We start from the raw sequence: 13,986 nt of genomic DNA, 5'->3' as shown, positions 1-13,986 counted from the left end.
GTAGCGCCCGAGCCAATGCTCGGGCGGCGGCGCACTGCGCCGGGCACGGCAGGGCGCTATAGTCCGCGCATGGAACCGACCGCGACGCTGGACCGTGAGGTGGCCCACCATGCAGCGCTCGATGCGCGCCTGGTCGAGGCCGTGGGAGGCATCCGCCTGCTGGGGCTGACCAGCTGGCCGGCCACGGTGCAGGTACCGTTCCTGGACAGCGTGGCGCGCGGCCAGCCGGTGCTGCCGAAGGTGGATTACCCTCGGCTGGACTTCAGCGAAGAGCGCCGCGCCCTGGCCGCGATCGCTGCCGACTGCGATGACAGCCACCCGCTGGGCCACTATGTGCAGCAGTCGGCGCAGAGCTGGGACTTGGCCGCGCAGCTGCTGGAAGGGCTGGGCACTGCCGCCGTCGATACCTGTTCGGTGCAGCTGTTCGGCGCGCCCGAGCAGCCGCTGCCGGGCAATGGCCCGAGCACGCGCGACGCGGCACGCCACTTCATCCAGATTGCCGCCGAACTGGACCACGAACTGCTGGCACCAGAAGAGCAGGTACCGGTCTCGGCCATCGCCCTGCAACTGCAGTTGCAGAACGACCTGGATGCGTTCTTCGAATCGCGCATCATCCAGGTACAGCTGGATCCGGAGCTGGTGTCCAAGGCGGCTGCCGGCCCGACCCGTATTCGACTGCGCACCAGTGCCCGCTTCAGCGCCTACGACCGCGCGCAGCTGTTCCACCACGAAGCGCTGGTGCATTCGCTGACCGCATTGAACGGCCGCGAACAACCGGTGTTGCCCAGCCTGGCGTTGTCGTCGCCGCGGGTGACGGCCACCCAGGAAGGGCTGGCGACGTTTGCCGAGCAGATCACCGGCAGCATCGACATCGAGCGCCTCAAGCGCATCAGCCTGCGTACCGAAGCGATTGCCATGGCACGCGAAGGCGCCGACTTCATCGAGGTGTTCCGCTACTTCTGCGACGCGGGACAGAACGCGGAAGAGAGTTTCGCCTCGGCGCAGCGCGTGTTCCGCGGCGTACCGCCGAGTGGCGGCCTGGCCTTCACCAAGGACACGGTGTACCTGCGCGGCCTGGTGTCGGTGCACACCTTCTTCCGCCACATGCTGGCCGAGGACCGCCTGCAGGTCTGCCGCTGGTTGTTCGCCGGCAAGATGAGCCTGACTGATGCGATCACGTTCGCGCCGCTGTTCGAGGCGGGCGTGTTGAAGCCGCCGCGCTGGCTGCCGCACTGGGTGAGCCGGGCGAACGGCTTGGCCGGCATGCTGGCGTTTTCGCTGTTTGCCAACCGGATACGGATGGACCAGCTGGCGCCGGAATGAAATGCGTTGGCGGTTTGTGGCGTCTTGATTGATATCGGATAGAGCGGGGGGCTTGCGCTGGCCAGGACACGCCGCAAGTACGTCCCTGTAGGCTCGGCCACGGCATCCATGCCGTGGACGGTCCTGGCCAGCGCAAGCCCCCCGCTCTGGACAATTTCCGCGAGACGGCCAGCAATCCACCAGAGGGATTGCGTTTGAAAAGCTTGAAAAGCAAAGCGCCGGGCATTGCCCGGCTCTTTGCTTTTGATCTTGCTTTCCATTGCCTCCGCGCCGGCGCAGGAAATTGTCGAGTGCGGTGGGACGGGCCGAGGCAGGACCGTGAGGCGCATGGATGCGCCGACCGAGCCTACAGGGACGTACTTGCGGCGTGTCCTGCCTCGGCCCGTCCCGCCTCGCCCCGCTGTGGTACCGATGCGCCGCGGCGCAACGCTTTCGACTTAGAATTCCGCCGCCACCGTCATGAACAGCTGCCGCGGTGCGCTCGCATGGATCGCATAGCGCGTGCCCTTCGGATCGGTCGGTGCGAACGAGCTCAGCTGGCCGGCGTAGCGCTTGTTGGTCAGGTTGGTCGCATTCAACGACACCCGAACGTTGCGCAGGCCCAGGCCCGGGCCGAAGTCGTAGCCTGCACCGGCGTCGAAGGTGGTCACGCCCGGCACCGACTGGTCGTTGGTGTAGGTGTAGTAGCGCTTGCCGGTGTACTTGGCACGCAGGCTGGCGAAGAAGCCATCGCGGTTCCAGCTGATCTCGCTGGAGGCCATGCGCTGCGGCGTATCCACCGTGATCTTGCCGGCCACCGGCACGATCGCGCCGCCCGAGGTGTAGTCATCCTCGTAGGTGGTCTTGTTCCAGGACAGCGCGTTGTACCACTGCAGGCCGTCGATCGGCTTGAGGATGAAGGTCAGTTCCGCGCCGTGGCTCTTCACCGAACCGACGTTGATGAAGCGCGTTACGCACTCCGGACGCGTGCCGACTTCGATGCTCGAGCACGGGTTCAGCGACAGCAGGCGGTTGTCGAATTTCACGTTGTAGGCCGCGATCGACGCCTGGTACTTCTCGCCGAAGGTACGGAAGCCGGCTTCCAGGCTCTTGGACTTCTCCGGTTCCAGCCCGGCGCTGGCCGCGAACGATTCCGGCGACACCTGCAACGGGCCACCGCTGCCGCCACCGACAAAGGCGGCGATGTTCTCGGCGTACGAGGCAAACAGTTCATTGTTGGCGTTGAGCTTGAAACCCAGGCCCACCTGCGGCAGCACCGACTTCTTGGCGGTCAGCGTGCCCGAGGCGATGCTGGTTTCCACGCCCGGCTGGGCGGTGGCGCGCATGCGGGTGTTCGGGCTCTTGATGCCCACGTCCACAGTCAGGCGCTGGTCCAGGAAGCGCATGCGGTCCTGCACGTAGAACTGGCGCGTGCGGATGTCGAAGTCCTGGTTGAACAGCAGGCGGTCCGGGTTCTTCAGGTACAGGTCGTCCAGGAACGGGCCGCTGATGTAGTAGAAGTTGCGCGACACGTTATGGTCGTTCTGCTCGTACCACAGGCCCGCCTCCAGTTCGTGGATGCCCACCGTCCACGACAGCGCGGCGGTCACACCATCGCGGTTGATCGTGTAGTTGGTGCTGCGGATCGAAATCGGCAGCATCCTGTCGGTACCCGGGTAGGACGGCTGGCCTGGTGCCCACCAGTGGCCCTGGCCACGGTTGTCGTGGTGGTAGGCCAGCAGCTTCAGGCGACCCTGCTCGCCCAGGCGCAGGTCGGCATCGACCGAATACAGGTTGTCGTCGCGCAGTGCACGGCTCTGGTAGTACGCATCGTCGATGCTGTTGACGCCGCCGCTGAACCTGCAGCGCGCCTTGCTGTAGGTGCCCGGCGCGCAGTACGCGGCGGCGACGGCGCGATCCCAGTCCGGCGCGTAGATGTTCCAGTCATAGCCCAGGCCGCGGGCCAGCATGTCTTTGGACAGGTAGGCGTAGTTGGCCTGGCTGGCGCGCGAGGTCGCCACGAACGCACCGAAACGGTGGTCGCCGACATTCCACACGGCCTTGGCGTTGAACTGGCGGGTGGTCTGGTTCTGGTACGGCGCGGCCCACATGTCCTGGTCCTGGTGCACGCCGGACACATAGGCCGAGAAGCCGTTGAGGTCGCCGGTATCCACGCGCAGGTAGCCACGGCGCTGGTTGTTGTCGCCGACGGTGACGCTGGCACGGCCACCGAATTCAGTGGACGGGTCCATCGAGAAATACTGGATGGTGCCGCCCAGGTTGCTGGTCGAAGCCACGCCCAGCGAACCGATGCCCTGCGACAGCTCGGCACCGACCAGGTTCTCGGCAATGATCGCGCGGGCAATGCTCAGGCCGTTGTAGTTGCCGTAGCTGTTGTCACCCAACGGGATGCCGTCCAGCGTATAGCCGAGGCGGCTCTTGTCGAAGCCGCGCAGGCTGATGGTCTGCGATTCCTCGTTGGCACCGAAGGCATCGTTGGACTGCACCGACACGCCCGGGAGGCGGTCGAGGATTTTCTGGCCACTGGTGCCCGGCGGCAGCACCTGCTTGTCGACGGTGGTGATGCGCTGCACCTGGCGGGTCTCGCCCTGGCCGATCACGGAGACGGTATCCAGCGTCTGCGCGCTCAGCGCGGCATCGGTGCTGGCGCCGGTATCGGCGGCGGTGGCGGCATGGGCGCTGGCGGCGGAGAGCGCGATCGCCACGGCGATCGTCAGGTGTCGGGTCTGCATGGTGGTCCGTTGCATGGGGGGTGGTCACCGGCACACGTGCGCGGTGCATGGCCACTATGCGAACGGAACATGAAACCTTCTTTACGAGAAACCAACGAACGACGCAGGCCCCCGTGCGTGTCCTGCAACCCGATAGAAAAAGGGGCCGGATCCCCCTCGCGAACGAAGATTCACCGGCCCCGCGCACTCCGTGGGGGAGGGCTCAACCCATGTACAGGCCACCGTTGACCGGATAGTCGGCACCGGTCACGTACGAGGCTTCATCCGAGGCCAGCCACGCGCACAGGCCGGCCACTTCCTCGGGCCGACCCAGCCGGCGCACCGGCACCGAGGCGGCCAGCCGATCCAGTACATCCGGCGGGAAGCTGCTGATCGCCTGGCTGGCGATGTAGCCTGGCGACAGCGTGTTGACGGTGACCCCGCGCGAGGCCACTTCGGCGGCCAGTGCACGGCTGAAACCGTGCATCGCGGCCTTGGCGGTGGCGTAGTTCACCTGGCCGATCTGGCCCTTGTGGGCGCTGACCGAACCGATGTTGATGATGCGGCCCCAGCCGCGCGTGGCCATGCCATCGACCACCTGCTTGGTCAGGTTGAACAGCGCATTGAGGTTGGAGGCGATCACCGCGTTCCAGTCTTCCACCGTCATCTGCCGGAAAAGAAGGTCGCGGCTGCCGCCGGAGTTGTTGACCAGCACGTCCACTTCACCGACTTCTGCACGGACCTTGGCGAACGCGGCGCTGGTCGAGGCCCAGTCGGTGGCGTTGCCTTCGGAGGCGATGAAGTCGAAGCCCTGTTCGCGCTGCTCGCGCAGCCAGTTGGCCTTGCGCGGCGAGTTGGGCGCGCAGCCGGCGACCACGGTGTGGCCGCTGCGGGCCAGGCTCTGGCAGATGGCAGTGCCAACACTGCCCATTCCACTGGTGACGTAAGCGATTCGAAGCGTCATTGCAGAAGGCTCCTTGGCAAAGGGTCAGGCGGCGAGGGGGTACAGGCCGAACAGCAGGCTGCCGATCATCAGCAGCATCGAGATGGCGATGGCCCACTTCAGGGTGAACTTCTGGTGGTCGGCGAATTCGACCTTGGCCAGGCCCACCAGCAGGTAGGTGGAGGGCACCAGCGGGCTGAGCAGGTGCACCGGCTGGCCGGCCAGCGAGGCGCGCGCCATCTCCACCGGGGTGATACCGTAGTTGCCGGCGGCCTCGGACAGGATCGGCAGCACGCCGAAGTAGAACGCGTCGTTGGACATGAAGAAGGTGAACGGCATCGACGCCACGGCGGTGATCACCGCCAGGTACGGGCCCCACGATTCCGGAATCACCGCCAGGAAGCTGTGTGACATCGCCTCGACCATGCCGGTGTTGTTGAGGATGCCGGTGAAGATGCCCGCGGCGAAGATCAGCGACACCACCGACAGCACGTTGCCGGCGTGGTTGACCACGCGGCGGCGCTGCTCGGCCAGGTTCGGGTAGTTGATCACCAGGGCGATGGCGAAGCCGACCATGAACAGCACCGGCATCGGCAGCACGCCGATGATCAGCGCGGTCATCAGCGCCACGGTCAGGGCCAGGTTGACCCACAGCAGCTTCGGACGCTTGATGTCTTCGGCGTCTTCCACGGTCGGCAGCGGATTGCTGTCATCGGACACGCTGTTGTCCATCCAGCTGCCGCCCTTGGGCAGGGTCACCACGCCAAGGCGACGGCGTTCCTTCAGGCCCAGGTACCAGGCCAGCAGCAGCACGCCGGCACAGGCGATCACCATCGACGGGATCAGCGGCACGAACACATCGGCCGGGTCCACGTGCAGCGCGGTGGCCGCGCGTGCGGTCGGGCCGCCCCACGGGGTCAGGTTCATCACGCCGCCGGCCAGGATGGTCACGCAGGTCATGTTCAGCGCGTTCATGCCGAGGCGCTGGTACAGCGGCAGCATCGCCGAGACGGTGATCATGTAGGTGGTCGAACCGTCGCCATCGAGCGAGATCAGCATCGCCAGCACCGCAGTGCCAAGCACGATCTTCATCGGGTCGCCCTTGACGAAGCGCAGGATCACCCGTACCAGCGGATCGAACAGGCCGGCGTCGATCATCACCCCGAAGTAGAGGATGGCGAACATCAGCATCACACCGGTGGGTGCGATCTTCTTGATGCCCTCCAGCATCATCTCGTCGATGCCGGCACCGAAGCCGCCGATCAGCGCGAACAGGATGGGGATGGTGATCAGGGCGACGAGCGGCGACAGGCGTTTGCTCATGATCAAGTACATGAACGTAATGACCATGCCAAAGCCGAGGATGCTCAGCATCATCTGCGGACTCCTTGCGAAAACAGGATGTGGGGGAGTGGAAGGGGGCCGGGTGGTTTGCCCGGCACAGCTGGCTTAGAAGTCGTACTGCAGGCGGCCGGTGACCGCGCGCGTGCGGTCCACCGTGACCCCGGCCAGGCGGTCGCGATTGCGGCTTTCGATCACGTTGAGCATGAAGCGCAGGTTGTCGCGCAGGTACCAGTTGCCACCCAGCGTCCACGCTTCAGTGCTGCCACGGCGCAGGTCCGGCGCGCCATCGAGGTGCTGCGCGCCCCACATCTGGTCGTAACGCAGCGCCACTTCGAAGGCCCCAGCCTTGTGGCGGATGTCCTTGACCCGTGCGAAGCGGCCGGTCTTGCGGTCGTAGGCACGGCTTTCGCCGGTGACGAACCAGCTGAGCATGCCGTAGGCCGCCATCACGTCGCCGCGCTGGGCGCCGTCATCGAAGGTGGCGCCACTGAACTCGCCCTGCCACGACAGCGGGCCGCGCACCTGCGCGTATTCCAGCGACCACTTGTTGACGTCGGTATCGCGGCCGGCGGAGAAGTCGACCAGGGTCAGGCGGCTGTTGTCGGACAGGTGGCCGGCCGGGCGCGGGCGGATACGCAGGCCGGGCACGCCGTTGGCCCCCGGGTTGTCGTAGGCCTCGCGGGCCAGTGACAGGCCCAGGTGCAGCACGTCACCGTCGCTGGGCGAGGGCGCCCAGGTGACGCGACCACCCGCCGCGCGGCCCTTCACCTGCCAGGCGTCGATGCTCTCCAGGCTGTAGATGCTGGCCGCCCAGGTGAAGTCACCCGGGTTGGCCTGCCAGGACGCACCCAGGCGGTACAGCGGCGCCAGCGTGGTGCCGGCGTTGCCGCGCTCCAGGAAGCTGCCGTAGTTGGAGCTGGTACGGTCATCCAGCGAGAAGTACTGCTTGAACTGGCCCACGGTCAGCTTGCCGGCCTTGCCGAAGCTGCGCGCCAGGTACACGTCCTTGGCCTCGACGCGGTCGCCGGAGAAGTCGGCTTCCAGCTTGTAGTCGACCACGAAGAACTTGCCCGACACGTCCAGCCAGGCGCGGCGGACCTCGGTGTCGTCCTTGTTCGGGGTGCCGCGGTTGTCGTTGTCGAAGGTGGCGAAGTCCAGGTGCAGGCGGCCACCGAGGGTCGCGGTGACCGGGCGGTCGTCTTCGGCAGCGAAGGCCGGCGCCGACAGGGCAGCCAGCGCCATCATGGCGGCAGGACGCCGCCAGGCAAACGTGAATTCCACAAACCCTCCCAGGTGCGCGCCAGGCGCGCGGCAATCGTGGGCACCGGACGGTGCGCGGCCGCAGTCTGGGTCGGGCAAGCTGTCATCGTCCTGTCAGCGGTTTGTGCGGTGCAGCGTAAATCCGGCCGCTGCGCTCACTGGGCTACACCCGGCAAGCGCGGCGGCGGCATGCGGTAGCATTCGGTTCCCCTCCCACCCGTGTGCCCATGCGCCTGCTGCTGGTCGAAGACAACCCGGATCTGGCCGATGCGATCATCCGCCGGATGCGCCGTAGCGGGCACGCTGTGGACTGGCAGGCCGATGGCCTGGCTGCCGCCAGCGTGCTGCGCTACCAGAGCTTCGACCTGGTGGTGCTGGACATCGGCCTGCCCAAGCTCGATGGCCTGCGCGTGCTGGCCGGCATGCGCGAGCGCGGTGACAGCACGCCGGTGCTGATGCTGACCGCGCGCGATGGCATCGAGGATCGCGTGCAGGCGCTGGATGTCGGTGCCGACGATTACCTGGGCAAGCCATTCGATTTCCGCGAGTTCGAAGCACGCTGCCGCGTGCTGCTGCGGCGTGCGCGTGGCCAGGCCAGCGAAGTGGTGCAGATCGGCGGCTTCCAGTTCGACAACGCTGCGCACCGGGTCAGCCTCGACGGCGAACCGATCGAACTGCCCAACCGCGAGTACCGCCTGCTGGAGATCCTGGTCGGGCGCCTCGGCCAAGTGGTCGGCAAGGATGAGATCGGCAACGGCCTGTTCGGTTTCGATGACGAAGCGGGCCCGAATGCCATCGAGTTGTATGTTGGCCGCCTGAGAAAGAAGCTGGCGGGCGCACCGCTGCGCATCACCACGGTGCGCGGTGTCGGCTATCTGCTGGAGGCCAGCGATACCCATGCCGACGCCGATGGCTGACGCGCGCGCTGCGACTGCGGCGCCGGGTTCGCTGCGGCGCACGCTGCTGCTCTATCTCGGCGTGCTGCTGGCGGTGTTCGCAGTGGCCCTGCTGTTCGCCGCGCGCGATTACGGCCAGCGCGCCGCCAATCGATCCTACGATCACCTGCTGGTGTCCTCGGCGCTGTCCATTGCCGATTCGGTGGCCCTGGTCGATGGCCAGTGGCAGGTCGATCTGCCGTATGCGGCGTTGGACCTGCTGGCGATGGCGCCCGAGGACCGCGTGTTCTATCGCGTGGCCGACAGCCGCGGCACCCTGATCACCGGCTACGGCGACCTGCCGGCACCGCCGCGCCGGCCCGGTACCCAGCCGCAGCTGTTCGATGCCACCTACAGCGGCGAGACCGTGCGCTTCGTGGTGGTCAGCCGCAGCTTCGCCGCCGCCTCGGCGCAGGGCGAGGTGCAGGTCCAGGTCGGCCAGACCCGGCGTGCGCGTGAAGCGGTCGCGCAGGACATGGTCAATCGCGCGTTGCTGGCGATCGGCGTGCTGTCCGGGCTGCTGCTGGCACTGGTGGCGTTCGGCGTGCATCGCGCATTCCGGCCGCTGGTGCGGGTGGAGCGCGAGCTGTCGCGACGGGAGCCGTCCGACCTGAAGCCGCTGGATGCCCGCGTTCCGCGCGAGATGGATCAGATGGTGGCGGCGCTGAACCGCTTCATGGAACGCCTGTCCAGCAGCAACGAGACGCTGCGCGCGTTCATGGCCGAGGCTGCGCACCAGATGCGCACGCCACTGGCTGCGTTGCGCGCACAGGCACAGCTGGCGCTGGATGATGACGATCCGGAGGACATGCGGCGCAGCCTGCAGGCGATCGAGCGCAACGCCACCCATATGAGCCGGCTGCTGAACCAGCTGCTCAGCGATGCCAGCGTGATCCATCGTTCGCATCTGCAGCGCTTTGCAGCGGTGGACCTGGCCGAGACCGTGCACCAGGCCTTGCATGAAGCGCTGCCGCAGGCTGGTCCGGCGCCGCGCGTGCAGTTGGCGATGACCGCCGAACCGGCACTGGTGCACGGCGATGCGCTGCTGCTGCGCGAGGCGATCAAGAACCTGGTCGACAACGCACTGAAGTACGGTGGTGACGGCGACTTGCAGATTGCCCTTACCGTGGAAGGCGAGCAGGCCGTGCTGACCATCGCCGACCACGGCGCAGGCATCGCCCCGGCCGATGCCGAGCGCGTATTCGAGCGTTTCGCCCGTGGCGAAGGCGCGCCATCCGGCGGTGCCGGGCTGGGCCTGGCCATCGTCAAGCGCGTGGTCGACAGCCATGGCGGCCGCATTGACCTGAGCAACCGCCCGCAGGGCGGGCTGGTCGCCACCATCCGCCTGCCCCGGAGCAGTCCATGATCCGCTTGTTCGCCACGACTGTTGCGCTGCTGCTGGCCCTGCCGGTGTTGGCCGCGCCCGGCGATGTGCGCCGTTTTCCCGCACAGGGCGCGGCCACCGCGCAGCTGCGCATCCACGGCACCACCGACATCGAAGTGTTCGCGGTGGTCATCGCCGACTACCAGCGCCTTCATCCCGGCACCGAAGTGGTGTACGAGGACATCATCACCCAGGACCTCTACGCGCGTTACCTGCACGACCGTGGCGGGCCGGCATCACCGGACCTGCTGATCTCCAGCGGCATGGACCTGCAGACCAAGTTGGTCAACGATGGCCATGCGCTGCCGCACCGCTCGGCGCAGACCGCCGCGCTGCCAGCGTGGGCGCAATGGCGCAACGAGGCATTCGGCATCAGCTACGAGCCGGTGGTGATGGTCTACAACACCCGCGCACTGCCGGCAGCGAAGGTGCCGCACACGCGCCGCCAGCTGCTCGACCGGCTGCGTGCTGAAGGTGCACCGCTGCGCGGCAAGGTCGGCACCTATGACATCGAGCGCAGCAGTGTCGGCTACCTGCTGGCGACCCAGGACGCGCAGCGCGGCAGCATTGCCGGTGCGCTGCTGGGCGCGCTCGGCGACAACGACGTGGTGCGCGAGGAGCGTACTGGCGTGCTGCTGGACCAGGTGGCCAGTGGCCAACTGTCGCTGGTCTACAACGTGCTCGGCTCCTACGCGCAGGCACGTGTCGATGCCGGCGCGCCGCTGGCCATCGTCGAGCCCGAGGACTACACGCTGGTGGTACTACGTACCGCGGTGATCCCGCGCACCGGCCCACACCCGGAAGAAGCGCGGCGCTTCCTCGATTACCTGCTGTCGCCGCGTGGCCAGCAGGTGCTGTCGCGCGAGGCGCGGCTGATGCCGATCGTGACCGGCAACGCACGCGGTGACGATGCGCCCGGCCGCAGCCGCCGTCCGATCCAGCTCGGCCCGGGCCTGCTGGTGTACCTGGACGCGCTCAAGCGTCGCCAGTTCCTCGATGCCTGGCGCAGCAGCGTCGAGCCGGCCGGGCGCTGAGGCGGCGACCTGCCCGTACAATGGCGGTATGAGCGAATACACCATCCTGATCGCCGATGACCACCCGCTGCTGCGTTCGGCGGTGGTGCAGTCCTTGCGGCAGAGCCTGCCGCTGGCGCAGGTGCGCGAGGTGGCCAGCGCCGAGGCATTGGCAGAGGTGCTGGATGCACAACCGGACGTGGACCTGGTGCTGCTCGACCTGACCATGCCCGGCGCACACGGTTTTTCCGCACTGCTGCACGTGCGCGGCTCGCATCCGGACATCCCGGTGGTGATCCTCTCGTCCAACGACCACCCGCGGGTGATCCGCCGTGCCCAGCAGTTCGGCGCGGCCGGTTTCATCCCGAAGTCGGCCCCGGCCGAGACCATCGGCGAGGCCGTGCAGGCGGTGCTCGACGGCGGCCTGTGGTTCCCGGCGATGGCCGCCGAACGTTCCGAGGCAGACGCGTTGCTGGCCAGCCGCCTGGCCCAGCTGACCCCGCAGCAGTTCCGCGTGCTGCTGTGCCTGGCCGATGGTCTGCTGAACAAGCAGATCGCCTACGAGCTGGGTCTGGCCGAGAACACGGTGAAGGTGCACGTCACTGCGATCCTGAAGAAGCTCGAATGCCATAGCCGCACACAGGCCGCGGTGCTGGTGAAGGCGCTGGAGCCGGAAGGCGACCCGCGGGCAGGGATGGACGGCTGATCAACGCAGGGCGTTCAGACGGAGATCTTCTTTCTGGCGCTGTCGTCAGACAAGGACCTCTTCAACGAAGATCGAAAGCTGATCGTCCGTCAGCGCATCGTCGCTGCGCACGTGTACCGAATAGCGGACCGGCAGTTGGTCCAGCGGTGCCCTGAGTGTGTCGATATACTGGACTTGACCTTCTCTTGAAAGAAATTTCAGTTCGGACTTGGACAACTCGCGGGTTGACTGCCTCGCGCCATCCGACGAGTAGGAAGAGACAAGCACCGAGGCCGGAAATGAAGGGCAGCGAGTGGTGCAGGAAATGTGGACTCGCATTGAGCGGAAGTAGACGAAACTCCGCTTCCATTCATTCTCTTCAAAGGGCTCTGACAAGAGGACTGGTTCTTGCACAGTAAGTGACTGCTTGTGAACTGCTCGGAGTCGAAAGTTGATCCCGGTGTGTCGCTCGTATTGACGCAGTGTGCGCTGTGAGCCCAGTCCATAAACTCCAAAGTTTTCCATCTCAGATCCCGTAGGAAGGCCGACCAGAGCGAGTGTCTTTCGTAGCGCCGCGCTGGAACGATCTTCGAGTGTCATGGAGGTGGTGGAGTTGGATGCTGGCGGTTCTGACTGGTCGTCCCACACCTTTCGGGCATGGTTGTCGTACTGATGCCACAGCAGGGGCGCATAAGGATGATAGAAATCATATCCCTTCGTGAACGCCCGTATGGATGTTGCGATTTCTTCCGTGCAGAAGAAATGGTCAGGATCGCTCATTACTTCCTGTGTGAAGGCCCCATCCGAGAAGATGAATCCTCCGGCTACGAACTTCGCCTTGAATGCAATCTCACCATGAACGGGTGCGGGGAGACGGACAGATCGAAATCTGACGACTCCGGTTGGTGAGAACGAGTCGAAGATGATCGCAGCGGTGTACTCCTGCCTCCCCGAAGGATAGGTGTCAGGATCGAAGCTGGGGGGGGGATCCTGTTAGAAGTGGCCTTGGTGAGCGTACCCTCAGAAGTTCGAGTAGGCTCTTCATCTTGAAGTCCCATTCAGCTGAAAAGCGGTGGTGCGAGTCGATCTGAAGGTTGTAGTGCTCACCCTGGTAGCGCCGCTGGGCTAGGTTTCTGGCCCAGCCGCATCCCTTGGAGTGAATGTAATCAATGTCGATCAACTCGATGTTTGCACCATGTATCCGTAAGAAGTGGACTGTCGCGCCTTCTTCGCTCGCTGTGTGGGTCAATTCAAATCCGTTCGCTTCGAAGGACTGGATGTCCTGTTCGGCTCCGTGTTGCCAGCAGATGACAATGCGCAGCAGGAATGGCGACTTCGCATTTTCTATCATGTCCTTCAACGTGGGTAACAGCTGAGGGTCTCGATAGCTTGGTATCTGTACAAAGATGGTTCTTTCCAGATTCATCAGGGGTGCGAGCTCCTTGTGGCCTTACGCACTGGAACGCTTCAGCCTGGTTGAAGGATTAATTGCCGCTGATCGAATTCATCGCTGGGTCTGTGGAGAATATGAATCTGTTCTCGTACCCTGCGCCGAGATTCTCAGATGTTTCGGCATAGCTGTAGGTGGGAGAGGATGTGTCTGATGCAAGTCTTTGACCCCAGGCCTCATGGTCTGCATTGCTTCTGGCTTGAGCGATGCCGATGCAGATGCTAAGGCCGCATGACAGGCGCTCAAGTAGAGCGTCATCACCCATTGCGCGGGTTATTGAGGATCGATAGTGCTTGGCTAGATCCTGTGCTTCGGTGCTGGAAGCAGCGTCCGCGGTCAAGCGGTCGATCGCGTCTGAAGTGCTTCTGCCGGAGCGTAGGAGCTCCTCGGACACTTGGCTTGAGATTCCACCCTCGAATATGAGTGCGGATTCTGACTGAAGATGCTCGATTGATGATGCTGCGCGATGTAAGGTCGTTGCCGAGTTGTCTGTTTCTGGTCGCGTAGCCAGTGGCTGTGTGTTGAGATTGCTCGATCTCGCTTGATCGATTTTTGCGTCTGCTTCGGTTCTGTCAAGGTTGGTGTTGGTATTTGACGCTCTGTGCTCGGTACATCCTGTGCAGCACATACATACCAGTATTGCGGTGATCAGACATGAGAGTTGCATGATGGAGCTGGGTGCATGATTGGAGCTCACGGTGAATCCTCGGTCTCGGGCGGTCGCTGTCAATCAATAGGACAATCAAAAGGACCATTGCAGTCCGGTGGTCGGGTTGTCTGGAACACTGTCCTTACGCGTCCGCCACAGCAGTTGGACCGGCCAGCCTTTCGTAGACATCCGGTTGCCATAATTGATGGCAATGACCGAGGTGTTTATGGGCAACAGCAAGCAGTACACGGATGAGTTCCGGGCAGAGGCGGTGAAGCAGGTGATCGAG

At 65.0% G+C, this 13,986-nt stretch carries 12 protein-coding genes; 5 read left to right on the top strand and 7 right to left on the bottom strand.

All coding sequences use genetic code 11. The features are described 5' to 3' along the window. Positions 1-69 precede the first annotated feature (69 nt). Positions 70-1,323, top strand: a complete 1,254-nt coding sequence (locus tag ACM0PY_RS19660; protein ID WP_180884999.1) for a flavohemoglobin expression-modulating QEGLA motif protein — start codon at positions 70-72, stop codon at positions 1,321-1,323. A 437-nt stretch (positions 1,324-1,760) separates the two neighbouring features. On the opposite strand, the gene ACM0PY_RS19655 is transcribed toward ACM0PY_RS19660, so the two are convergent. The 4 genes from ACM0PY_RS19655 to ACM0PY_RS19640 all read right to left on the bottom strand — a co-directional run bounded on the left by ACM0PY_RS19655 (position 1,761) and on the right by ACM0PY_RS19640 (position 7,566). Next, on the bottom strand, positions 1,761-4,055 hold the full coding sequence (locus ACM0PY_RS19655) for a TonB-dependent receptor (protein ID WP_180885001.1): 2,295 nt from the start codon (positions 4,053-4,055) through the stop codon (positions 1,761-1,763). Positions 4,056-4,257: 202 nt separating this feature from the next. Continuing rightward, positions 4,258-4,998 carry an acetoacetyl-CoA reductase gene (phbB, locus tag ACM0PY_RS19650; protein ID WP_005419193.1) on the bottom strand — a complete coding sequence of 247 codons (741 nt, stop codon included), beginning with the start codon at positions 4,996-4,998 and terminating at the stop codon, positions 4,258-4,260. Positions 4,999-5,022: 24 nt separating this feature from the next. Further along, positions 5,023-6,351 (bottom strand): CitMHS family transporter, encoded by a 1,329-nt coding sequence (locus tag ACM0PY_RS19645; protein WP_005419191.1) that lies wholly within the window; start codon positions 6,349-6,351, stop codon positions 5,023-5,025. Positions 6,352-6,426: 75 nt separating this feature from the next. Next, positions 6,427-7,566, bottom strand: coding sequence for an OprO/OprP family phosphate-selective porin (locus ACM0PY_RS19640; RefSeq protein ID WP_180885031.1), 1,140 nt, complete (start codon positions 7,564-7,566; stop codon positions 6,427-6,429). A 242-nt stretch (positions 7,567-7,808) separates the two neighbouring features. Here ACM0PY_RS19640 and ACM0PY_RS19635 point away from each other — a divergent pair, with 242 nt between their 5' ends. Genes ACM0PY_RS19635 through ACM0PY_RS19620 form a run of 4 tightly spaced genes read left to right on the top strand, consistent with a single transcriptional unit; the run spans position 7,809 to position 11,619 of the window. Next, on the top strand, positions 7,809-8,498 hold the full coding sequence (locus tag ACM0PY_RS19635) for a response regulator transcription factor (RefSeq protein WP_005419188.1): 690 nt from the start codon (positions 7,809-7,811) through the stop codon (positions 8,496-8,498). Then, complete coding sequence (locus ACM0PY_RS19630) at positions 8,491-9,882, top strand: sensor histidine kinase (protein ID WP_088497405.1); 1,392 nt, start codon at positions 8,491-8,493, stop codon at positions 9,880-9,882. Before ACM0PY_RS19635 ends, ACM0PY_RS19630 begins: the two co-directional genes overlap by 8 nt. Continuing rightward, complete coding sequence (locus ACM0PY_RS19625; protein ID WP_180867625.1) at positions 9,879-10,934, top strand: ABC transporter substrate-binding protein; 1,056 nt, start codon at positions 9,879-9,881, stop codon at positions 10,932-10,934. The genes ACM0PY_RS19630 and ACM0PY_RS19625 overlap by 4 nt, the downstream gene beginning before the upstream one ends. A gap of 28 nt (positions 10,935-10,962) precedes the next feature. Beyond that, a complete protein-coding gene (locus ACM0PY_RS19620; RefSeq protein ID WP_180885003.1) occupies positions 10,963-11,619 on the top strand; it encodes a response regulator in 657 nt (218 codons plus the stop codon). 45 nt (positions 11,620-11,664) lie between these two features. On the opposite strand, the gene ACM0PY_RS19615 is transcribed toward ACM0PY_RS19620, so the two are convergent. The 3 genes from ACM0PY_RS19615 to ACM0PY_RS19605 form a co-directional block, all read right to left on the bottom strand. Then, positions 11,665-12,522 (bottom strand): GlcNAc-transferase family protein, encoded by an 858-nt coding sequence (locus tag ACM0PY_RS19615; protein ID WP_271162520.1) that lies wholly within the window; start codon positions 12,520-12,522, stop codon positions 11,665-11,667. Between the two features lie 40 nt (positions 12,523-12,562). Then, positions 12,563-13,024 (bottom strand): GlcNAc-transferase family protein, encoded by a 462-nt coding sequence (locus ACM0PY_RS19610; RefSeq protein WP_180885005.1) that lies wholly within the window; start codon positions 13,022-13,024, stop codon positions 12,563-12,565. 766 nt (positions 13,025-13,790) lie between these two features. Next, positions 13,791-13,986: hypothetical protein (locus ACM0PY_RS19605; RefSeq protein ID WP_495493290.1), on the bottom strand; the 196-nt coding region annotated here is incomplete at its 5' end.

Source organism: Stenotrophomonas sp. BR163 (genome assembly GCF_047520985.2).
In the GTDB taxonomy this organism is placed as follows: domain Bacteria; phylum Pseudomonadota; class Gammaproteobacteria; order Xanthomonadales; family Xanthomonadaceae; genus Stenotrophomonas; species Stenotrophomonas sepilia.
Note: the sequence above shows the minus strand (reverse complement) of the source record. Positions and strands in the feature narration are given on the sequence as shown.